This is a genomic window from Bradyrhizobium sp. 25ACV (assembly GCF_054863005.1).
In genome coordinates this window covers 354645-376462 of the sequence record NZ_JAVAYO010000001.1, presented here as the reverse complement: position 1 = coordinate 376462, position 21818 = coordinate 354645, and the positions used below count along the sequence as shown (strand labels likewise).

The window sequence follows — 21818 nt, the reverse complement described above, 5'->3', positions numbered from 1 at the left end:
GGGAATTACCAGGGCGTCGGCAGCAGGCCGGCAGGCAGCGGCACACGCAGCAGCTTGCCGAAGATGAGGTGGATGGCGAACGGCGACAGCGCGGCAAGCGGCAGCGCCAGCCTCCACTTCGCACCGAGCGCGGTGGACGTCACATAGACCATGATCGCCGCTGTGATGATGAAGCCGAGCCGGTCGGCGGCGGCGACGTAGAACAGCAGCAGCGCCGGCGGCAGCAAGGCGCGCAGGCCGTAGAGCTTGCCTTGCGGCGGCGGGGCGGCTGCCTGGCCGTCTTCAAGCGGAATCAGCTCTTCCTCCTCCTCGAAGGAGTGGCCGATCCCGAACACGATCGCGAGCCCGCACAGCGCAAGGCCGCTGCCGATCACGAGCGGAAACACGTTGGGGCCGACCGGCTGGCCCGGCACCGGCGGCAAGATCCAGCCGCCATAGGCGGCCGCAGCACCAAGCACGACGAGAAACGATCCCGTGACGGAGTCGGGAAGACGCATGGGAGGAGTCCTATGAGAGAAGTTCTCCCTCGCCCCGCTTGCGGGGAGAGGGTTGGGGTGAGGGGGCTCTCCAGGTAGGACGGTGAGAGTTGGACTCTCCACGCAGGCGGGGAGAGGCGATCAGACCGTCTCGGTACCAGATCACGCCTTGCTCAAGCCCGCCGCTTTCATCGCTTCGCCCATCTGGGCGTCGCCCTTGTCCATGAAGCCCGCGAACTGGCCAGCATCGCCCCACACGGTGCCGAAGCCGCGATTGCTCATGAAGTCCTTGAACTCGGCGGACTCGTAGACCTTCTTCAGCGCCGCGGTGAGCTTGGTTGCGATCTCCGGCGGCAGGTTCTTCGGGGCGCCGATGCCGCGCCAGGCGCCGGTCGCATAGTCGATGCCCATCGCTTCCTTCAGCGTCGGCACGTCCTTGAAGATCGGGTTGCGCGCGGGGGCCATGATGGCGAGGCTCCTAGCTTTGCCAGCCTCGATGATGGCGCGCGCCTCCGGCACCGAGCAGGTGGTGAGGTCGAGGCCGCCGGCGGCGAGATCCTGCATCGCAGGGGCCGCGCCGTTCGAGGGCACCCAGGCGACCTGGTTGGCGGGCAGGCCCATCGCCTGCATCCAGCCGACCAGCGCGAGATGCCAGATGCCGCCCTGGCCGGTGCCGGAGGCCTTGAACTTGCCGGGAGGTGCCGCCTTGATCGCCTCGGCGAGCTCCTTGACCGTCTTGTAGGGCGAGGACGAGGAGACCTGGATGCCCGGCGGGTCCTCGTTCATCAGCGCCAGCGGCGTGTAGCTCTTCGGCGTCAGCTCGGTGAGGCCCTGCCAGTGCATCATCGAGATTTCGACGGTGAGCATGCCGATGGTGTAGCCGTCGGGCTGTGCGGTCGCGATCGCGCTATGGCCGACCACGCCGGAGCCGCCGGTGCGGTTGACCACGTTGAAGGGCTGGCCGAGGTCCTTTTCCAGCAGCGCTGCGACAATGCGCGCGGTCGCATCGGTTCCGCCACCCGCGCCCCACGGCACGATCACGGTGACCGGCCGGGCCGGATAGGCTTGCGCAAGTGCTGGCTTGAAGCCGAAAGCGGCGGATGCCGCAACTGCGGCGGTCGAAGCCGCAAAGGTACGGCGCGAAATCTTGGACATTGAATCCCTCCCAGCGGCGCCCGTGACGTCGGGTGCTCTTCTCAATGCGCCATTCTAGTCGGCTTTGCAGCGCCGCCGCAAGGTAGCGCTACCAACGAGATCGACATGTTGTGTGAAAACAGCATGCCCGTCGGATGGGCAGTCGGAAATCGGGTGGGTTTTGCCCGCGCAATTCGCCAACCTCTGCGCGTAACGAAAGCCAAAGGCAAGCCACCGATGACCCAAGCCTATTACAGCGCCGTGCTGGACCGCCCGCTGAACGAAGTCTGGTCGCTGATCCGCGACTTCAACAACTATCCCGCTTACATCGACGGCGTGAGCGAGAGCGAGATCGAAGACGACAAGCGCGGGGATGAAGTGGGCGCCATCAGACGCTTCTGCTATCTCGGAAACTGGATTCGCCAGCGCCTGGTCGATCACTCGGATCGGCAGCACACCCTGACCTATGCCGGTCTCGAAGCGCTGCCGTGTCCGCAAGATGACGGAAGCCAGACGCCGGCGCCGACGCGCTATCAAGGCACCATGCACCTGCGCCCGATCATCGAGGGCGATCGAACCCTCATCGAATGGTCGGTCGCGCTCGATACCGAGCCGGCGGATGCCGATCGCTGGCAAGCCCTGTTTGCGTCCTGGATTCCTGATTGGACGGACTCACTTGCGCGAACGCTGGCGCGGGCCAGTTAGCGACCGCTCACGGCTCCTCGGCGTCGCCCTTCGGCCGCGCGCCGCCGAAGATGCGCGCGCCTTCCGCGGTGAGATACGGCTTCAGCGTCTCCCACGGCACGAAGGCGACATACTCGCCCTCGGCGTAGGGGCCGACGGCGTAGGGCGGATAGTGGAAGGTCAGCCCGGAGCTCTTGCCCGCTTCAGTCGAGGGCGCGAGCGTCACCGCGCCGACCTTGAGCAGGCTCGGCGCGACGCTCTTGAACCATTCGTCGGTTGCGGTCTCGCTGGCGTCGCGTTTTTTCTTCTCGGTGCGGAGCGAGGCGATGATGGCCTTCACCATGGCCTTCATCGTCGCCCCGTTATCGGCGGTCTCGGTGAAGAACGGGCGGATCGAGATGCGCTTGTTGTCGGCCTTGTCCCACAGGATCGTGTTCACGTCAGAGTTGGGGATGCGCACCGCGGGTGTTCATGTAGTCGTTGCGGAGGACGCTGACGTAGCGGTCGGCGATCACCGAGCGGATTTCGTATTTGCGCTCAAACTCCCAGCCGCCTTCCTTGAAGAACTGCGGATCGACTTTGCGCGCGGCGGCAGCTTCGGCGGCATTCTTGTCCAGCCACTTCTTGCCCTCCGCGAGGCAATCCGCCGCCAGCGCCGCATCCGCCTTGATCCTGTCGTCGAGGAACACGCGCGCCTCGATGCTCTTGGTTTTGATGACGGCGTCAGGCTTGGGGTCGGCGGCGAGGGCGGAGAACACGCATGTTGCGCTCAGCGCCAGGGCGGCACTCAAACCGGCGATAAGTTTCAAGGATAGTGCTCCTGCGTGAGCGTCAGAATATCTCGTGTATGTCGTCTGCGATCCGCTCCGCAAAGCGGGGAGAGATGGAGCGACGAACAGTTGCCTGTGCTTGCAAGCCAGTCGCATCCTCGATGATGTGCTCGACATCGATCAAGTTGAGCAGCGAAAAAGAAGTGTCCGGCTCGATCTCGACGAGAACGTCGATATCACTGTCAGGCCGATAATCGTCCCGGGCGCGCGAGCCGAAAATGGCAAGCTCCGATACGCCCTTGCCTTTGATGGCATCCGCGTTCTTGCGTATCGCAGCGATGATTTCGTCACGTGTCATGGACGCAACCGGCCGGTTACCCGGCCAGTCTATCAGCTACTCCGCCGCCTCGCTATGGCCGAGCCGGGCGTTCAGCTTGCGGATCAGTTCCTCCGCGGCGTCCGCAATCACGGTGCCGGGCGGGAAGATCGCCTCGGCACCGGCGGCATAGAGCGCGTCGTAATCCTGCGGCGGCACCACGCCGCCGACGATGATCATGATGTCGTCGCGGCCCTGCTTCTTGAGCGCGGCCTTCAGCTCCGGCACGGCGGTGAGGTGGGCCGCGGCGAGCGAGGAGACGCCGAGGATGTGCACGTCGTTCTCGACCGCCTGCCGCGCGGCCTCATCGGCGGTCGCAAACAACGGCCCAATGTCGACGTCGAAGCCGATGTCGGCGAAGGCCGACGCGATCACCTTCTGGCCGCGGTCGTGGCCGTCCTGGCCGATCTTGGCGACGAGGATGCGCGGGCGGCGGCCTTCCGCCTCCTCGAAGGCGTCGATCAGCGCCTGAACCTTCTCGACCTGGTTGCCCATGCTGGACGCCTCCCGCTTGTAGACGCCGGTGATGGATTTGATCTCGGCGCGGTGCCGGCCGAACACCTTCTCCATCGCGTCCGAGATTTCGCCGACGGTCGCTTTCGCCCGTGCCGCGTCGATCGCCAGCGCCAGCAGATTGCCGTTGCCTTCGCCGGCCGAGCGCGTCAGCGCGGCGAGCGCGGCATCGACGTCCATCTGGTTGCGCTCGGATTTCAGCCGCGTCAGCTTGTCGATCTGCAGGCGCCGGACATTGGTGTTGTCGACCTTCAGGATGTCGATCGGCACCTCGTCGGTCGGCTTGTACTTGTTGACGCCGATCACCGCCTGCTTGCCGGCGTCGATCCGCGCCTGCGTCTTGGCGGACGCTTCCTCGATGCGCAGCTTCGGCAGGCCGGCTTCGATGGCCTTCGCCATGCCGCCGAGCTCCTGGACCTCCTGGATGTGTCCCCACGCTTTCGCCGCGAGGTCGCGCGTCAGACGCTCGACATAATAGGAGCCGCCCCAGGGGTCGATGATGCGGGTGGTGCCGCTCTCCTGCTGCAGGAACAGCTGGGTGTTACGGGCGATGCGCGCCGAGAAGTCGGTCGGCAGCGCCAGCGCTTCGTCAAGCGCGTTGGTGTGCAGCGACTGGGTATGGCCTTGCGTTGCCGCCATCGCCTCGACCGTGGTGCGCATCACGTTGTTGAAGACGTCCTGCGCGGTCAGCGACCAGCCGGAGGTCTGGGAATGCGTGCGCAGCGACAGCGAGCGCGGGTCTTTGGGATTGAAGGGTTTCAGCAACTTCGCCCAGAGCAGGCGCGCGGCGCGCAGTTTGGCGACTTCCATGAAGAAGTTCATGCCGATCGCCCAGAAGAACGACAGGCGCGGCGCGAAGCGGTCGACGTCGAGGCCGGCGGCAAGGCCGGCGCGCAGATATTCGACGCCGTCGGCGAGCGTATAGGCGAGCTCGAGGTCCTGCGTCGCGCCGGCCTCCTGCATGTGATAGCCGGAGATCGAGATCGAATTGTATTTCGGCATCTTTTGCGAGGTGTACGCAAAAATGTCCGAGATGATCCGCATCGAGGGCGCAGGCGGATAGATGTAGGTGTTGCGCACCATGAACTCTTTCAGAATGTCGTTCTGAATGGTGCCCGACAACTTCTCCGGCGGCACGCCCTGTTCCTCGGCGGCGGCGACGTAGAGCGCGAGGATCGGCAGCACCGCGCCGTTCATGGTCATGGACACGCTCATCTGGTCGAGCGGAATCCCCGCGAACAGCGTGCGCATGTCGTAGATCGAGTCGATGGCAACGCCGGCCATGCCGACGTCGCCGCCGACGCGCGGATGATCGGAATCATAGCCGCGATGGGTGGCGAGATCGAAAGCGACCGAGAGGCCTTTCTGTCCGGCCGCGAGGTTGCGGCGGTAGAACGCGTTGGAATCCTCCGCCGTGGAGAAGCCGGCATATTGCCTGACGGTCCAGGGCTGGTTGACATACATGGTCGGGTAGGGTCCGCGCAGATAAGGCGCGATGCCGGGATAGGTCTCGAGGAAATCGAACCCGGCCAGGTCAGCCTCGCCATAAGCGGGCTTCACCAGAATGCCCTCGGGCGTCAGCCACGGTTCGGCGCTGCCTGACGGCGCGGCGGTCATGGCGCGCTCGAAGGCGACGTCTGCGAAATTGGGAATGCGGCTCACGGTTTCAACCATATCCTCAATCATGATCCGGATGCTGATGGCTGACGATGGTCGCCATCTTCTCCGGTCCGTAATTCTGTTGCGTGGTCTGGCTCGGCAGATTGGCGATGCCCACCACCCAGCCGAGACGGGATTCAGTGCCGAACTGCCGCGTCGGAATGATCTGGTCAGGGCGGTCGAAGGCGCCGGTCATGATCTCGATCCGGTCGCCGTCGATGCGGCCGAAGCTCAGCGGCGTGCCGCAGCCGGCGCAAAAGCCGCGTTCGGCGATCGACGAGGAGCGGAAGAACGACGGCTGCCCCTTGGTCCAGGCAAAGTCCGTCTTGTTGATGTCGGCAAAGGAGGCGAATGGCGCGCCGGCCGCCTTCTGGCACATGCGGCAGTGGCAGATCGAAATCCTGGTTGGCGCGGTCGTGACGCCAAAGCGCACGGACCCGCATTGGCAGCCGCCGGTGAGAACTGGTTTGCCTGGTTCGGTCATTTCTGTTCCATCCGTCGATAGGCGTCTTGCAGCGTGGCAAGCGCATCGCCTCCGGCGAAGACAAAAGCCGTGACGCCGGCGGCCCGCAGCGCCGCCTCGGTCTCGCTCGGGCGGCCTGCCAGATAGATATGTCGCCCGCCGGCCGTTTGCAGGGCCTTCGCTGCAGCTTCGGCGTGTTCCGCATAGACCTTGTCGCTGGAACAAAGACAGACAAGCTCGGCGCCCGAGGCCTTGAACGCTGCCGCGACCGTCGCTGGATCGTCAAAGCCCTCGCTGTCGACAGCCTGGATGCCGCCGGCCTCGAAGAAGCTCTTGGCGAAGGTCGCGCGCGCCGTGAAATCGGCGGCCGTGCCGAGATTGGCCAGGAACACTTTTGGCCGCGCACCGCGCGACTTGAGTGCTGCATCCGACTTGTCGCGCAGCGCCTCGAACGGTTCCGCCAGCCGGATCGGCGGCAGCGCATCGAACTTGTATTTCTGTTCCCCGTAAGGCGCGAGCGCAACCGGCGTTGCCTTCAGCACCGTGGCTTCGCTCTCGTGCAGGTTCGGAAACTCGCTGGCGCCGGTCAGCACGTCGCGACGCTTTGCGATGTTGGCGTCACGCGCTTTTCGCGCGGCCGCGACCTTGCTCTGGAACAGGCCCTGCTGAAGGGCGGCGAAGGCGCCGCCGGCTTTCTCGCTGTCCTGGAACAGCGCCCAGGCAGCGTCGCAGAGTTGCGCGGTCAGCGTCTCGATGCCGCCTGCGCCAGCGGCGGGATCGCTGACCTTGGCAAGGTTGCTCTCTTCCAGCAGCAGGGCTTGCGTGTTGCGCGCGACGCGCCGCGCGAACGGGTCGGGCAGGCCGAGCGCCAGCGTGTGCGGCAGCACGGTGATCGCGTTGGCGCCGGCGAGCCCGGCAGCGAACGTCGCGATGGTCGCCCGCAGCATGTTCACATAGGGATCGCGCTGCGTCAGCATGCGCCAGGCCGTATCGGCGGCGATGAACAATGGTTTGGGCGTCAGCCCGCACGCCGTTTCGATGCGCGCCCACAACAGCCGCAGCGCGCGGAATTTCGCCATGGTCAGGAACTGGTCGGCATCTGCGGCAAGCCGCGCATAGACCATGCCTTGCGCGGCTTCGAGCGGAATGCCGGCGCCTTCGATCGCGCGCAGATAAGCGACGCCGCAGGCGAGCACGAAGGCGAGCTCCTGCACCTCGGAGCCGCCGGCATCGTGGATCACGCGTCCGTCGGCGGAGGCGAACGGTCCCTTGAAGCCGAGCCCGGCGAGGCCCTTGATCGCGCCGGTGACGGCGGGAGCGATCTCCTCCCAGGTATAGGGACTGTGGCCCCACACCGCGCCGGCCGCGAGCGGATCGAGTCCGAAGCGGATGTTGCAGGCGGCGGGATCGAGGCTGTTGCTCTTCACATATTCCGCGACGTGGATCGCGGCCATCCGCGATTGCGGACCGATCTCGAGCTCGATGCCGATGCCGGCGTCGAGGTGAATGTCCTTCAGGACCTTTGCGATGGCTTCGGCCGAAGGTTGCAGGCCGAAACCGCGTGCGCAGTTGGCTCCCGCAAACACCAGCGCTAGCCCGGTCGCGCCGTTCTCAAGATCCTGCAAAGCCTGCGCATTCGCGAGCGCCGCATCGGGATGGTCGATCCGCTGGATGATCTGCCAGGGCGCGGCCGCTGGCCGTCCCACCACGGGCGCAACGTCCTTGGCGCGCGGATAGAGCGGTTCGATCCTGAGTCCGTCATAGGTCTTGCCGACCAGCTTCTCGAACGGCGCGCCCTTCAGCACGCCGTCGACCAGCTTGCGCCAATCCTCGACGGTCGCCTTGGGAAAATCGGCCGCCAGCGGCAGGTCGTCAGTCACGGAGGTCATGCGGCCAAGGGCTCCCAAACGTATCGTTAGTCGCAGGCAAAATTGCCACGGCGGGCCGCCCCTGCAAACGGTTGTTTTTGGTTAACCGGTATCCGGAAGCCGCTCAATGCCTTGCGTCGAGACGCTGGCGAGCCCGTCGCGCACTGGAATGCCAGAGATCACGCGGTCGGGTGCAATCTCGGCCAGCGGCACCAGCACGAAAGCGCGCTCGAACAGGCGCGGATGCGGTAGAGTCAGATCCGGCTTCTGCAAGCTGACATCGTCATAGGCGATCATGTCGAGATCGAGCGTGCGCGGGCCCCAGCGCCGCTCCTTGTTCCGCGTGCGGCCGAATTTCTGCTCGACCTTCTGCAGCACGAACAGCAGCGCGTGCGGATCGAGGTCGGTCTCGATCTCGATGCAGGCATTGATGAAGGGCGCCTGGTCCTCGTCGCCCCACGGCGGCGTCGCATAGTCCGAGGATCGCGCGATCAGCGCAGCTTGCGCCATGCCGCAGATATGCGCGATCGCCTTGGCGAATGTCGCGCGGACATCGCCGACATTGCCGCCGAGCGCGATCAGCACGCTTGCCATCAGGGGTGCCGCGAGCGGGTCAGCATGATGCCGACATCGTCGAAGATCGCGGCGATCGGCGCGTGCGGCTTGTGCACGGTGATCTTCACGGCGCGGATGCGCGGGAAGTGCGACAGGATGGCGTCGGCCACCGCGCCGGCCGCGCGCTCCAGAAGCTTGTAATTGGTATTCTTGAACGCCGCCGTCGTCGTCGCCACGACCTCGGCGTAGGACACGGTGTCGGCGAGCCGGTCGCTGCGCGAAGGCTCCGACAGGTCGGTATAGAGTTCGAGATCGATGACGAAGCGCTGGCCGACTTCGGTCTCGTGATCCATCACGCCGTGGCGGGCGTGGATCGACAGGCCAGAGACGAAGATCGTATCGGTCATTGCTTGCCCTCGATTGCGTTCGCCACCCGCAGCGCCTGCAAGGTCTCGGCGACGTCATGAGTCCGGATGATCTTTGCGCCGCGCTGCGCGGCGATCAGATGCGCGGCGATCGAGCCGGCGAGCCGGTCCTTCGGCTCGGACGGCGACACCGAGGCGATGAAACGCTTGCGCGAGGCGCCGACGAGGATCGGCAGGCCGAACATCTCGAATTCGCGCAAGCGCGCCAGCGCGGTCATGCTTTGCTCGGCGGTCTTGCCGAAGCCGATGCCGGGATCGAGCACGATCTTGTCGCGCGCAATGCCGGCCTTTGCGGCGATGTCCAGCGAACGCAGGAAGAACGTCTTCATGTCCGTTATGATGTCGATGGCGGGATCGGCGTCGTCGCGGTTGTGCATGACGATGACGGGGACGCCTCTTGCGGCCACCAGCGGCGCCATCGCGGCGTCGCGTTGCAGGCCCCAGACGTCGTTGGCGATCGCCGCGCCATGGTCGAGCGCGAAGGCCACCACCTCCGCCTTCATGCTGTCGATCGAGACCGGCACGCCGAGGGCCACGACGCTCGCCAGCACCGGCTTCAGCCGGGCGAGCTCGTCGTCCGCCGTGACGGCCTTCGCGCCCTTGTAGGGCCGGGTGGATTCGGCGCCGATATCGATGATGTCGACGCCATCCGCGATCATCGCCCGCGCTCGCGCGAGCGCCTGGTCGGGCGCGATGAACTCGCCGCCGTCGGAGAAGGAATCCGGGGTGATGTTGAGCACGCCCATCACCGCCGGGATCGGTCGTTCCAGCAGTTTCCGCAGCGCATCTGGCCTGGCCGAGCCGGCCGGCGGGACGGATGTGGAGGGCGAGGCATTCATGGCGCCCGCTTTGCGCGGTCGGGGAGGGGGAGTCAAGACGGAAGGGCGCAGTGCTGGTTGCGCAAGGGCCATGTTCGCAAGATATGCGCTCTCGTGCCCCGGACGCAGCGCAGCGCTCCTTCAGCGGTGCGCTGCAGAGCCGGGGTCCATATGACCGGGAGCTGTTTGTGGGGCATGGGTCCCGGCTCTGCGCAGCAACGCTAAAGGGCGTTGCAGCGCGTCCGGGACACGAGACCGAACGCAGAGCTAATACGTAATCTTCGGCGGCAGCTTCTTCGCCTTGGCGATGATGTCGCCGACCGACTTTTCGGAAGGCAGGATGCGCAGCAGCTTCTTCTTCTCGTTGGCGTCACGCATGCTCTGGGCGAGCCTTGCCGGATTCCGATAGGCGAGCTCGCGCACGGTGGTGACGCCGGCGGCGCGGACCAGGCCGACCTTGGCCCGGCCCATGCCGGGGATACGCATGTAGTCGGAAACGTTGGCCCATTCCAGCAGCAGCTGCTCGCTGATGCCGGTCTTGGCGGAAAGCGCCTTGCGGCCCTTCACCGTGCCGGCCGCCTCGAGCAGCCCGTCGGTGGTGCGGATGCCTTGCGCCTTCAACTTGTTGGCGGCAAAGACCGACAGGCCCTCAATCTCGGAGATCGGATATGTCATGATACTCGATATGAATTGCCAAAGCTTCAGGCGAACTGGCTGAGGCCCGGCGTCCCCGCAACGATCTTGCCCATCTGATCTGCTCCGATTTTGTCTCGGCCGAAGCGGAAAAGTTCACGGGCGACGTTTTGAATCTCCGACATGCCAAGTCCCAGGCCCATCAGGCGCGTGCCGACCGCCATCAGGCCGCCGCCCATCAGCCGCGACAGTCCGCCGCCGCTCCTGGATGCCTCGATCGCGGCTTCCGCTCCGGGGATATGATCGATCAGGGCCTGCACGCTGTCGGAAGGACCCTCGCTCTGGAGGAAGCCCAGGATGATGCCGACGCTCTTTTCAGCGACAGCACTATCTATGCTGGCGTTTGTCGCCAGCTGCCCGATCAGCTCGTCCATAAGGCCCGCCCCTCAGCCGGTTTGCTTGCCGGAGTATTTCTTTCGAAAATGATCTTGAGCCGGTGTGATGTGAAATTCAAGCGATGAACGCACGCGCCGTCGCGATTCACCTTCGAACGCGCGAAAAGTGTTGCAGCGGTGCAAGAGCGGAGATGGAATCGGCGAAAAATTGCCGCGTTGCGAATACCCCGATCCTACTTTCGGCTGATGTCGTCCGTCTGTTTCCGACAATGTCGCATGTTCGGCCGCGTTGAACCGTTTTAATCGGCGCGCAACATGCGTTAAACTACGGAACTGGTGCATTTGAGTTTCAATACGCGAAACCCGGCAGAGAGATCAGAGAGAATAATGACCGCACAGGACAGCAAGCTCGGCGATACCGACGACAAGATCTTCGTCGGCAAGGGAGACGAGCAGGCATGGCTGACGCTGGCGCTCGCCAATCGCCACGGCCTCGTCACGGGTGCAACCGGAACCGGCAAGACCGTGACGCTGCAGGTGATGGCGGAAGGATTTGCGCGCGCCGGTGTTCCGGTCTTCGCGGCGGACATCAAGGGCGACCTCTCCGGCATCTCCGAGGTTGGCGAGGCCAAGGACTTCATCCTCAAGCGCGCTTCCGAAATGGGGCTGAATTTCCAACCCGACCAGTTCTCGACGGTGTTCTGGGACGTGTTCGGCGAGCAGGGCCACCCGGTGCGCGCGACCGTCACGGAAATGGGGCCGCTTCTGCTCGCGCGCATGCTCGACCTCAACGACGTGCAGGAAGGCGTGCTCAACGTCGCCTTCCGCGTCGCTGACGACAACGGGCTGACCCTCATCGACATGAAGGATCTGCGCGCACTGCTCGACGCCATTGTGCCCGATAGCGCGAAGAAGGGGGCGGACGTGGGGGAGGATCCGCTCGCCGCCATCCGCAAGGCCGCGCAGGGATTCGGCAACGTCACCAAGGCCACCGTCGGCACCATCCAGCGCCAGTTGCTGGTGCTGGAGAACCAGGGCGGCACCAAATTCTTCGGCGAGCCGGCGCTGACGCTGAAGGACTTCATGAAGACGGATCGCGACGGCCGCGGCATGGTCAACATCCTGGTCGCCGACAAGCTGCTCCAGAACCCCAGGCTTTACGCGACATTCCTGCTGTGGATGTTGTCGGAGCTGTTCGAGGAGCTGCCCGAGGCCGGCGATCTGCCCAAGCCGAAGCTCGTGTTCTTCTTTGACGAAGCCCATCTGCTGTTCAACGATGCGCCCAAGGCGCTGATGGACAAGATCGAGCAGGTGGTCCGCCTGATCCGCTCCAAGGGCGTCGGCGTCTACTTCGTGACGCAAAACCCGGTCGACGTCCCCGACCGCGTGCTCGGACAGCTTGGCAACCGGGTGCAGCACGCGCTGCGCGCCTTCACCCCGCGCGACCAGAAGGCGGTCGCCGCTGCGGCCCAGACCTTCCGGCCCAACCCGAAGCTCGATACCGCCAAGGTGATCATGGAGCTCGGCAAGGGCGAAGCGCTGGTGTCCTTCCTCGAGGGCAACGGCACGCCGGCGATGGTGGAGCGGGTGATGATCCGGCCGCCCTCGGCCCGCATCGGGCCGATCACGCCGGACGAGCGCAAGGCGATCATGGCCGCAAGCCCGGTGAAGGGCAAATACGACACCGCCGTCGACGAGGAATCCGCCTACGAGATGATCCAGAAGCGCATTGCCGGCACGGCGGCCACTGCGGACGGCTCGGCCGGCGGAAATGGCGGCGGGCTCCTTGGCCAGATCGGCTCGATCGTCGGCACCATCTTCGGCACCAACGTCAAGCGCGGCCGCCTGTCGACCGGCCAGGTCATTGCGCGGGACGTGACGCGATCGGTCACAAACCAGGTGATTGGCGGGATGGCCGCCAATATCGGCAAGTCGGTCGGCGGCCAGCTCGGCGGCTCGATCGGCCGCACGCTGGTTCGCGGTGCGCTCGGCGGATTGCTGCGGCGCTAGGCAATACGCTTTGGGCAATTCCGCTTGCCCCCAAAAGGTCGTCATGCCCGGGCTTGTCCCGGGCATCCAGTTTCTCAGTGCTGCGACAAAGGTCGTGGATGGCCGGGACAAGCCCGGCCATGACGCCGTGGAAGCTCGAACTCAGTCACCCGACGTGCCGTTGCCGGAGACCATCACCCCCTACAATTTCAGGTGAGGGACTCTCCAAGCGTGCGCCGGTCTGCTACGTCCTGTTCGCCGCCGCACAGGACCACTCCGTGACCCCGCCCGCCCCGTTAGCCAAGCCTGACGCGCCCCGACACCTGTCGCTGCGCGCGCCGCTGGACCTGCTGTTTCTGTTCTGCTGCGTCCTGCTCACCGCGGACGTGCTCGTTCCCGAGATCTTCGGCAGCGGCAAGACCAAGGATTACCCGCTGTGGTTCTGGGCCGGGCAGCAGGTCCTGCAGGGTGAGCCACTCTATCCCGCCACCGCCGTCGAGTATTTCGAGTTCATCTATCCGCCGCTGCCGGCGATCCTGCTGGCGATCCCGAGCTGGTTCGGCAAGATCCCGCTCTATGTCGTCCTGTCGATCCTGAATGCCGTGGCGTGGTGGTACACCGGGACGTTCTCCCAGGTCATGGCCGGCTCGGGGCGCAGCCCCGGCCGCTGGCTGGAGGCGCTGCCCGCCGTCGTCACCGTGCCGTTCGTGTTCGACATGTTCGACCTCGGCCAGCCGAACCTCGTCCTGCTGGCCATGATGCTCTACGGTTTCTGGAGCTTGCGGCATCAACGTCCCTGGCTTGCGGGCTTCATGTTCGCGCTCGCCGCTGCCATCAAGGTGTTTCCGATCGCGGTCCTGCCGTATCTGGTCTGGCGGCGGAAATGGGCGGCGGCCGCCGCCACGGTCGCCTTCGCCGGCATCCTTCTCTATGTCGTGCCGGCGCCGATCCGCGGCTTCGAGCGCAACGCGGCCGAGCTTGCGATCTGGTATCAGGGCATGGTCGGAACGAGCTCGGAAAAGGGCTTTGGCCAGCGTGACGAGCAGAACTGGTCGTGGGTCAACCAGTCCCTCATCGCCGTCACGCACCGCCTGGTCCGTCCAATCAACTTCAATCTGGAGGATCCCGGCAAGCCGCCGCGCACGATGAACATCATCGACGTCGACTACAGGACGGCGAATTGGATCGTGCTGGTGCTGTCGGCCTTGCTCGGGCTCGGCTTCGTCGCGATCATGCCCCAGCAAGCACGGCGAACGGCGCGCTCGGATGCGGAGGAGCTCGCCATCCTGTTCTGCCTGATCACGGTGGCCTCGCCTTTGGCACGGCAATACTACTTCATGTGGCTGTTTTTCCCGATGACGGTGCTGATGCATCGCGCCGCCTTCGACGAACGGGCGAATGTGCGTCTCGGAACCTGGCTCGCGCTCGGCGCGGCCGGCCTTCTCATGCTGCTGGCGCTGCCGTGGTTTCCCAATGTCCTCCAGGCCTGGGGCAACAATCTCCTCGCGACCGCCGTTCTTGCAGGTAGTCTTGCATGGCACATCCGGCATCCGCCCGTTGCGGCTGGCTCCGAGCCCGCGACGGCGCTAAAACCCGGTACCTCTTGAGACACGAACGTCAGGACCCACAACCATGGCCAATGCGCAGCTTCAATCCGTGCTCGACCACATCGACAAGGATTTCGACAACAGCCTGGAGCGCCTGTTCGCGCTGCTCAGGATCAAGTCGATCTCCGCCGATCCGGCCTTCGCCGGGGATTGCAAGGCGGCGGCCGAGCATCTCGCCAAGGACATCGCGAGCCTCGGCGTCGCCACTGAAGTGAGGCCGACCGCGGGCCATCCCGCCATCGTCGGCAAGACCGGGGCCGGCGGACGGCCGCATGTGATCTTCTACGGCCATTACGATGTGCAGCCGGTCGACCCGCTCGATCTCTGGCACCGTCCGCCGTTCGAGCCCGTCGTCACCGACCATGCCGACGGCCGCAAGATCATCGTCGCGCGCGGCGCCGAGGACGACAAGGGCCAGGTGATGACTTTCGTCGAGGCCTGCCGCGCCTGGAAGAAGGTGACGGGCTCGCTGCCCGTCGACATCACCTTCCTGATCGAAGGCGAGGAGGAGGTCGGCTCGAAGAACTTCGTGCCCTTCATCGAGGCCAACAAGGACGAGTTCAAAGCCGACTACGTGCTGGTCTGCGACACCGGCATGTGGGACCGCAACACGCCGGCGATCACGACCTCACTGCGCGGCCTGCTCTATGAAGAGCTGAAGATCACCGCCGCCAATCGCGACCTGCATTCCGGCGTGTTCGGCGGCAGCGCAATGAACCCGATCCGGGTGCTCACCAAAATTCTGGGCGGCCTGTTCGACGACGACAACCGCATCACCATTCCCGGCTTCTACGACGGCGTGAAGGATCTGCCGCCCGATATCCTGGAGCAGTGGAAGAAGCTCAATCTGACGCCGGAGATGTTCCTCAAGCCGATCGGCCTGTCGATCCCGGCCGGCGAGAAGGGGCGCCTCCTGATCGAGCAGGCCTCATCGCGCCCGACCTGCGACGTCAACGGCATCTGGGGCGGCTATATCGGCGAGGGCTCCAAGACGGTGATCCCGTCGCATGCCTCGGCCAAGGTCTCGTTCCGCCTGGTCGAAGGGCAGGACCCGCAGAAGATCCGCAAAGCCTTCCGCGACTACGTGACGGCGCGCATTCCCGGCGACTGCAAGGTCGAGTTCGGCGACCATTCCGCCGCGCCCGCCGTCGCGCTCGACTGGAACATGAAGCCGCTTGCCGCTGCCAGCAAGGCGCTGACGGAGGAATGGGGCAAGGAGACCGTGCTGATGGGCTCCGGCGCCTCGATCCCGATCGTCGCCGACTTCAAGCGCACGCTCGGCCTCGACTCGCTGCTGGTCGGATTCGGCCTCGACGACGACAACATCCACTCGCCGAACGAGAAGTACGATCTTCGCAGCTTCCAGAAAGGCATCCGCTCCTGGGCCCGCATCCTCGCGGCACTGGCGGAGGTGAAATAGGCGTGGTGCCGTAGGGTGGATTAGCCGAAGGCGTAATCCACCAGCCTTTGCGCAGGCGTCGAGAGAAGAGGTGGATTACGCTTCGCTAATCCACCCTACGGCTCTGCTGTCGTGGCGACCACCGCCCCAAAATAAAAACGCCGCCCGGAATTGGGCGGCGTTTCATTCCAAAAGGCGTAGAGGTTAGTTGGGACTACCCTACACCAAATCCCGAAAATCTCAAGACCGGTAGCCGGGGAGCTCGCGGTCGAGCTTGCGCAGCAATGGCGGCCATACGAGGTTGGTGGCGCGCAGCTCGGCGCGGTCGCGGTTGGCGAGCAGCTCGGTGTTCTTCTCGATCGCAATCTCCTCGACCGGATAGACCGGCGTGCCGAGCGCGCGCGTGCGCACCTGCATCGAGCAGGCGCGCTCGAGATGATACATGCGCTCGAAGGCGGATGCGACCGAACGGCCGACGGTGAGCGTGCCGTGATTGCGCAGCAGCATGTGGTTGTGGTCGCCGAGATCCTTCTGCAGCCGCGGCCGCTCGTCGTGATCGAGCGCGATGCCTTCATAGTCGTGATAGGCGAGGTCGTGGGTGACGAGCTGGGCGGTCTGGTTCAGCGGCAACAGGCCTTCTGCGCTGCTCGACACCGCGGTGCCGTCGAGGGTGTGGAGATGCAGCACGCAGATCGCGTCCTCGCGCACCTCGTGGATCGCCGAATGGATGGTGAAGCCCGCCGGGTTGATGCTGTATTCGCTCTCGGAGAGCTGGTTGCCGTGCAAATCGACCTTGACGAGGCTCGAGGCCGTGATCTCGTCGAACATCAGCCCGTAGGGGTTGATGAGAAAATGATGGTCGGGGCCGGGCACGCGCGCGGAGATGTGGGTGTCGACCAGGTCGTCCCAGCCGTACAGCGCGACGAGGCGGTAGCAGGCGGCGAGATTGACCCGTTGCTGCCACTCGGCCTCCGTCATTTCAGACGGCACTTCCTTCAGGCGCGCTTCCGCTGGCGACATGGCTGATCTCTCCGAACATCGTTGTTGCGGGGAGGGAGCGTAGACGTGGTGGAAGCTGGCAGCAAGGCGCGACAAGCGCGCGGCAGTCAAGCGTAGCCCGCATGGAGCGCAGTGGAATGCGGGGGCCTTGCGAGAGGTCCCGGATGTCGCTTTCGCTCATCCGGGCGACGAGAGAGAAAATTATTACGGCGCCGGGATCGACAGCAGGCTGGAAATGCTGCGGCCGCGGATGTCGTAGACGCGGGCGAACACCACGTCGTCGCGCTTGATCTCGACCATTACGGGCGCGGTGAGGCCCTTGCAGTAGAACTCGCCGAGCGTCATCGCGAAATCGGCCGCGTTGGAATCCCAGCCGATGGTGAAGTCGGGCCCGAGCGCGACCTGGGCGGGCCGCTGCGGACCGCAGACCGCGACCTTCCATTTGCGATTGGTCGGCGGCACTTCCTGGCGCTCGACGATCTGCTCGCGCAACTCATCGGAGGCCTGCTTCAGCGCGAGACCCCAATAGTCCAGCATGAAGCGGTCGTCGGCGCCGCGCACGGTGCCGGCGATGTGGTTGAAGTGGGTGTACTGATAGGGATGCAGCCGGATCATCTCGGCGAGCGAGAGCGCGAGGCCAAAGCAGAACGTGGCGAGCACGACCGGCTGCCAGGTGCGGTGATTGGCGCGCAGGCGCTCCATGGCCCACGCGAAAGCGACGCCGCCGAGCACCGCCATCGGCGGAATCACGAACACGAAATGGCGGATGCCGTTGTACAGCGCCGGCCGCTTCACCATCGCGATCGCGAGCGGCAGGGTCGCGGCCAGCGTCAGCATCAGCATGATGGTCTTGCGCCGCGCCGGCACCTCGCTTCGCGGCAGCATGGCGAAAGTGCTGACCACGGCGCCGGCCATCAGCACCAGCATCACCTCGGGCAGCTGTAGCGCGAACAGCGTCGGCAGATAGGACCAGGGCATGTCCGGCACGGACACGATCGCGCCGTCGAACATCTCCTTCCACGGCTTCTCGAAGAAATGCGAGAAGTAGGTCAGCGCCTCGAACGGATTGCCGGGCTCCATGATCGACCACGGCCAGATCAGGCCCATCACGAGGTAGCCGAACGCCAGGCCAGGCAGCAGCACATAGACGACATGGGCGAAGCGGCGGACCGACTCGCGCAGGCCCTCGCTGCGCAGTTCCTCCAGGAACAGCGGGACGAAGCCGAGCACGGCGTAGACCAGCGCGAGCCCGCCGAGAACGCGGCAGCCCAGCGAAAGGCCGGCACCCAGGCCGACGATCAGGATCGTGCGCGGCGACGGCTTGGGATATTCCTCGGCGAGCCGGACCAGGCCGAGCATCAGGATGATCATGGCCACCGCGAAGGGCGCATCCTTCGGATTCATGAACATGTGGCCGTAGAAGATCGGGCACAGCGCGAGCAGCAGCAGCGAGGCAAGACCGGCAAGGGGCCCGCCGATGCGGCGGCCGAGCCTCCACGTCACCGCAAGTCCGACCACGCCGACAATGGCGCCGACCAGACGTCGCGTCTCGAACAGCTCGAGCGGAATGATCTTGTGCAGGAGGGCCGCGACCATGTCGAAGCCGCCGCCATACATGTAGAGATTGGCGAAGGAGAGCGCCGCGGTATCCTTGAAGCCGGAACCGAACATGCGCAGCAGCAAATCGGCATATTCAGCGTGGGTGTAGTCGTCCCAGCCGAGGCCGTAGTCGCGGAACGTCAGGCCCGCAATGACCGCGACCGCGGCCAGCACCAGCATGGCGAGATCGTCGCAAGTCCGTTCGACCGAGCGCCGCAGAGGCGTGTCGATCGCCGAAGTCGTGATGGATGTCATGGCTATCGGTGCCCCGGAATCCCCTCTTGGCCCTGCTGGTGCGCGCGGGCCTCAACCCCGGACTCCCTATAGCGCAGTTCCATTACCAAGTAATTGGGCATTATGGCTAAATTCCTGATGCGACGCAGCAATTCCGGTTACTTGAGAGCAGTCTAAGCAGTAGCGAGCCGTAGCTGAAGGGAATGTGAATAAGTCCCTGATTTCCTTCCCTTTAGGAACGCTACCGACGATTCCTCGTTGGCGTGGAACACCGGATGACGGTATCGTGGCGGAGCGGTTGTCGCGTGTGGATGGCGACCGGGGGTGAGTTCGATGAATCTGGCATTGTTGATCGCGGGGATTTTCGCCGTCGTGGCGGGCTTCCTTTCGATCCTGTTTGGCTTCTCCGTCAGGGAGTTCAGCCTCGGCAGCCCCCTCATAATCTCGGGCACGATCGCCGTCTGCTCCGGATTGTTACTGGCCGGCCTCTATGTCGTGGTCACGGAACTGAAGGGCCTCGCGCGTCGGCTGGCCGGTGCGCCGTCCGAGGTTCGGGTCAGGCCCGTGCTGCCGGGCCTCGCAGCAACCGGGCCGGGCCTTGCCGTGCCAGGCGCCGCTGCGCCCGAGCCGATGCCTGCCGCTGCGGCGGCAAGGATCGAGCCGCCACCGCCACCCGCCGCAGGCCCGCCGCCGTGGCAGAGCGAAGCCGCCGCGCGCGAGCGTCCGCGTGTCGAGACGCCGCCGGTGCCGGAAGCTCCAACGCCGCCCGCGGCTCCGGAAGCGCCGCGCCGTCGCAACCTGTTGTTCGCCTCGACCTCGCGCAAGGAGCGGGAGCGTGCGGAGGCAAAGGCCATCGAGGACGCGCCGCCGCAGCTACCTGCGGAGCCCGGTGAGGCCCTGGATATTCCGCCTGCAAGCTTTGACGATGCCTGGCCGAAGCCGGACCGCATGCGTCCGTCGGAGCCGCCGGCCGCCTTGCGCCGGCCGCCGCCGCGCTCGCCATCGACCTTTGCGGAGGCCGCTCCGCCGCCTGCACCCGAGCCGCCGCCCCCACCGCCACCTGTCGAGCAGCCGCCCGTCACCGTGCTCAAATCCGGCATCGTCGACGGCATGGCCTATTCGCTCTATTCCGACGGCTCGATCGAAGCGCAGATGCCGGAGGGCATGATGCGCTTTGCCTCGATCGACGAGCTGCGCGCCCATCTCGACCAGCGGTCCTGAGCTCTGCCGCGCAGAAGTCGAGCGCCGTTGTCGCACCGCGTCGGTCATCGTCTTGTTTCAGCCGAACGTCTTGTTGACACGGAAGAGTTCGGCGTCGTCTATCCCGTGAAGCGCAAGTAGAGGGGCGGGCCGATGTCGGACGCTGGGGCGAAGAATTTCATCGAGCTGACGGCGAGCATCGTGTCGGCCTATCTCAGCAACAATCCGACGCCTGCGGCGGAGATTCCGAACCTGATCAGCCAGGTGCATGGCGCCCTGGTGCGGGTGTCGTCAGGTCGCACCGAGACCGCGCCGCTCGAGCCGGCCAAGCCGGCGGTCTCGCTGAAGAAGTCGATAGCGCCCGATTATCTGGTCTGCTTGGAAGACGGCAAGCGCTTCAAGTCGCTGAAGCGCCATCTGCGCACGCAGTACAACATGACGCCGGAGCAATACCGCGAGAAATGGGGCCTGCCGGCCGACTATCCCATGGTCGCACCGAACTATGCGGTGGCGCGCTCGCAGCTCGCCAAGCAGATGGGCCTCGGACAGCAGCAGCGGAAGCGGAAGTAACCCGTCCGCTCGGCCAGCTCTGGTAGAGTGGGCAAAGGCGCGAAGCGCCGTGCCCACGAATTCTCACCAGTCACGCGCAAATCGTGGGCACGCTTCCGCCTTCGCTCTTCGAGCTACGGCGGACAAGCCGCTTAGCCCACCCTACGAGAGCCTCTCACGACGCCTCCGCGAGCGCCTCTTTCGCATCGGTCTTGATGCGCTCGACCATCGAGCGCAGGCCGTTGGAGCGCTGCGGCGTCAGATGATCGCGAAAGCCGAACTCGTTGAACACGGCGATCGCGTCGGTATCGATGATCTCCTGCGGCGTGCGGCCGGAATAGAGCGAGAGCACGATCGCGACCAGCCCGCGCACGATATGCGCGTCGCTGTCGCCGCGATATTTCAGGATCGGCGCGCCATGGCCGCGGTCGACCAGCTTTTGCAGCCAGACCTGGCTGACGCAGCCGTTGACCTTGTTCTCGGCGGAGTGTTCCGCCTCCGGCATCGGTTCCAGGGTGCGGCCGAGCTCGATGACGTACCGGTAGCGGTCGTCCCACTCGTCCAGAAGCTCGAAATTGTCCCTGATTTCGTCGATCGTCGTCATGTTGGCCCGTGTTCCCGTTAGGGCCAATATAAGGATGCGAGGAGATGAAATCGATAGGGTTTGGGCGCTAATTCGCCGCCGCCGGGCCGCGCCATTCCAGCGCAAGGTCGTCCTGGCTCAGGGTATCGCGCGGCGCCTCGGTCGATGCGGTATCGCCTTCGCCGGCCATCGCGATCGAGCCCGTGTGGTCGGGCGCCTTCTTGTCGTTCTTGTCGGTCTTCTCGTTCTTGTCGTTGGAGATCTGCTCTTTCTTGTCGTTGATGATCTGGTAGATCTTGCGCGCGCCATCCTGGGCGCGCTGGCCGATGATGGTCGCGGCCTGTCCGCCGACCTCGCAGGCCGCCGGCTGGCGCTTGCAGAACTGGGTCATGTCGGAGACGGCCGCGGTCGCAGCCTGCACCGCGTCGGCGGCACCGATCTGGGGCAGCTTCTCCGATTCGGGCGTCTTGTCCCTGGGCAGGAGCACCAGCACCAGCCCGAGCCAGAATGTGATGCGGAGCAGAAAGCGCATCTTATCGACCTGTTCGTTAGATCCCGCCCGCGGCGATGGTCCGCGCGCGTTTCGACCTAGCAACTCTCGATAAATCGCAAGTGATTGCCTTGAGCTTAATTCGCGGAAAATTTACGCAAAATTCTTCGGGATCGACGGTGTCGTAAATTTTCGATTGACGCCGGCGCCCGTGATCTTGCCGGCACGCATATCCACCAATTCGAAACCATGCCGGGAGGCGTGAAACCCTGTGTTCACCATCCTCGCCGAAGACGTCGCCAAATCGTCTAAAAAGCCCCGCGATGTCCCGGCGTTCGGCCGCACACCGGGCCGCCTTAGCACTCGTTTAAGGTCGCTCTGACACGGTGGCTCAACGACA

23 protein-coding genes and 1 pseudogene are annotated in these 21818 nt (G+C 65.0%); 7 read left to right on the top strand and 17 right to left on the bottom strand.

From position 1 onward, the window contains the following. Positions 1 to 5: 5 nt before the first annotated feature. Entirely contained in the window at positions 6 to 497 is a 492-nt protein-coding gene (locus RAD04_RS01645; protein ID WP_461622361.1) for a tripartite tricarboxylate transporter TctB family protein, read from the bottom strand. 141 nt (positions 498 to 638) lie between these two features. Further along, entirely contained in the window at positions 639 to 1631 is a 993-nt protein-coding gene (locus tag RAD04_RS01640; RefSeq protein ID WP_152103274.1) for a tripartite tricarboxylate transporter substrate binding protein, read from the bottom strand. Positions 1632 to 1736: 105 nt separating this feature from the next. On the opposite strand from RAD04_RS01640, the gene RAD04_RS01635 reads away from it, so the two are divergent. Further along, a complete protein-coding gene (locus RAD04_RS01635; RefSeq protein WP_461622360.1) occupies positions 1737 to 2315 on the top strand; it encodes an SRPBCC family protein in 579 nt (192 codons plus the stop codon). 7 nt (positions 2316 to 2322) lie between these two features. Here RAD04_RS01635 and RAD04_RS01630 read toward each other — a convergent pair. From RAD04_RS01630 to RAD04_RS01580, 11 genes and pseudogenes are all read right to left on the bottom strand, one after another. Continuing rightward, positions 2323 to 3094, bottom strand: a pseudogene (locus RAD04_RS01630) (RsiV family protein). Positions 3095 to 3125: 31 nt separating this feature from the next. After that, positions 3126 to 3422: a nucleotidyltransferase family protein gene (locus tag RAD04_RS01625; RefSeq protein WP_461622359.1), complete on the bottom strand. Its 297-nt coding sequence runs from the start codon at positions 3420 to 3422 to the stop codon at positions 3126 to 3128. A gap of 36 nt (positions 3423 to 3458) precedes the next feature. Next, positions 3459 to 5615, bottom strand: coding sequence for a methylmalonyl-CoA mutase (gene scpA / locus RAD04_RS01620; protein WP_461622695.1), 2157 nt, complete (start codon positions 5613 to 5615; stop codon positions 3459 to 3461). 16 nt (positions 5616 to 5631) lie between these two features. Then, positions 5632 to 6096, bottom strand: a complete 465-nt coding sequence (locus tag RAD04_RS01615; protein WP_461622358.1) for a GFA family protein — start codon at positions 6094 to 6096, stop codon at positions 5632 to 5634. Continuing rightward, positions 6093 to 7964: a methylmalonyl-CoA mutase family protein gene (locus tag RAD04_RS01610; RefSeq protein ID WP_461622357.1), complete on the bottom strand. Its 1872-nt coding sequence runs from the start codon at positions 7962 to 7964 to the stop codon at positions 6093 to 6095. Before RAD04_RS01610 ends, RAD04_RS01615 begins: the two co-directional genes overlap by 4 nt. Before the next feature lie 81 nt (positions 7965 to 8045). Beyond that, on the bottom strand, positions 8046 to 8537 hold the full coding sequence (folK, locus tag RAD04_RS01605; RefSeq protein WP_091953251.1) for a 2-amino-4-hydroxy-6-hydroxymethyldihydropteridine diphosphokinase: 492 nt from the start codon (positions 8535 to 8537) through the stop codon (positions 8046 to 8048). Next, entirely contained in the window at positions 8537 to 8905 is a 369-nt protein-coding gene (folB, locus tag RAD04_RS01600; protein ID WP_091953248.1) for a dihydroneopterin aldolase, read from the bottom strand. The genes folK and folB overlap by 1 nt, the downstream gene beginning before the upstream one ends. Then, positions 8902 to 9762 carry a dihydropteroate synthase gene (gene folP / locus RAD04_RS01595; RefSeq protein ID WP_461622356.1) on the bottom strand — a complete coding sequence of 287 codons (861 nt, stop codon included), beginning with the start codon at positions 9760 to 9762 and terminating at the stop codon, positions 8902 to 8904. Before folP ends, folB begins: the two co-directional genes overlap by 4 nt. Positions 9763 to 10008: 246 nt before the next feature. Continuing rightward, positions 10009 to 10416, bottom strand: a complete 408-nt coding sequence (locus RAD04_RS01590; RefSeq protein WP_028142940.1) for a DUF4332 domain-containing protein — start codon at positions 10414 to 10416, stop codon at positions 10009 to 10011. A gap of 26 nt (positions 10417 to 10442) precedes the next feature. After that, positions 10443 to 10808: a DUF2267 domain-containing protein gene (locus RAD04_RS01585; protein WP_461622355.1), complete on the bottom strand. Its 366-nt coding sequence runs from the start codon at positions 10806 to 10808 to the stop codon at positions 10443 to 10445. A 12-nt stretch (positions 10809 to 10820) separates the two neighbouring features. Next, positions 10821 to 11111, bottom strand: coding sequence for a hypothetical protein (locus RAD04_RS01580; protein WP_461622354.1), 291 nt, complete (start codon positions 11109 to 11111; stop codon positions 10821 to 10823). A 45-nt stretch (positions 11112 to 11156) separates the two neighbouring features. Here RAD04_RS01580 and RAD04_RS01575 point away from each other — a divergent pair, with 45 nt between their 5' ends. The 4 genes from RAD04_RS01575 (at position 11157) to RAD04_RS01560 (ending at position 15785) form a co-directional block, all read left to right on the top strand. Continuing rightward, complete coding sequence (locus RAD04_RS01575) at positions 11157 to 12779, top strand: helicase HerA-like domain-containing protein (RefSeq protein ID WP_461622353.1); 1623 nt, start codon at positions 11157 to 11159, stop codon at positions 12777 to 12779. A gap of 43 nt (positions 12780 to 12822) precedes the next feature. Further along, positions 12823 to 12975 carry a hypothetical protein gene (locus RAD04_RS01570; RefSeq protein ID WP_461622352.1) on the top strand — a complete coding sequence of 51 codons (153 nt, stop codon included), beginning with the start codon at positions 12823 to 12825 and terminating at the stop codon, positions 12973 to 12975. Between the two features lie 61 nt (positions 12976 to 13036). Next, positions 13037 to 14365: a glycosyltransferase family 87 protein gene (locus RAD04_RS01565; RefSeq protein WP_461622351.1), complete on the top strand. Its 1329-nt coding sequence runs from the start codon at positions 13037 to 13039 to the stop codon at positions 14363 to 14365. Positions 14366 to 14390: 25 nt separating this feature from the next. Beyond that, positions 14391 to 15785, top strand: a complete 1395-nt coding sequence (locus tag RAD04_RS01560; RefSeq protein ID WP_028142943.1) for a M20/M25/M40 family metallo-hydrolase — start codon at positions 14391 to 14393, stop codon at positions 15783 to 15785. 219 nt (positions 15786 to 16004) lie between these two features. Here RAD04_RS01560 and RAD04_RS01555 read toward each other — a convergent pair whose 3' ends face one another. Further along, positions 16005 to 16784: a class II aldolase/adducin family protein gene (locus RAD04_RS01555; RefSeq protein ID WP_461622350.1), complete on the bottom strand. Its 780-nt coding sequence runs from the start codon at positions 16782 to 16784 to the stop codon at positions 16005 to 16007. Positions 16785 to 16967: 183 nt separating this feature from the next. After that, complete coding sequence (locus RAD04_RS01550) at positions 16968 to 18617, bottom strand: glycosyltransferase family 39 protein (protein ID WP_091953227.1); 1650 nt, start codon at positions 18615 to 18617, stop codon at positions 16968 to 16970. A 312-nt stretch (positions 18618 to 18929) separates the two neighbouring features. Between RAD04_RS01550 and RAD04_RS01545 the strand changes: the two genes are divergently transcribed. Then, positions 18930 to 19817 (top strand): DUF308 domain-containing protein, encoded by an 888-nt coding sequence (locus tag RAD04_RS01545; protein ID WP_461622349.1) that lies wholly within the window; start codon positions 18930 to 18932, stop codon positions 19815 to 19817. Between the two features lie 132 nt (positions 19818 to 19949). Next, positions 19950 to 20366: a Ros/MucR family transcriptional regulator gene (locus tag RAD04_RS01540; protein WP_036005917.1), complete on the top strand. Its 417-nt coding sequence runs from the start codon at positions 19950 to 19952 to the stop codon at positions 20364 to 20366. A gap of 154 nt (positions 20367 to 20520) precedes the next feature. On the opposite strand, the gene RAD04_RS01535 is transcribed toward RAD04_RS01540, so the two are convergent. Next, a complete protein-coding gene (locus RAD04_RS01535) occupies positions 20521 to 20949 on the bottom strand; it encodes a SufE family protein (RefSeq protein ID WP_028142948.1) in 429 nt (142 codons plus the stop codon). A gap of 67 nt (positions 20950 to 21016) precedes the next feature. Continuing rightward, entirely contained in the window at positions 21017 to 21460 is a 444-nt protein-coding gene (locus RAD04_RS01530) for a DUF5330 domain-containing protein (RefSeq protein ID WP_461622348.1), read from the bottom strand. Between the last annotated feature and the right edge of the window lie 358 nt (positions 21461 to 21818).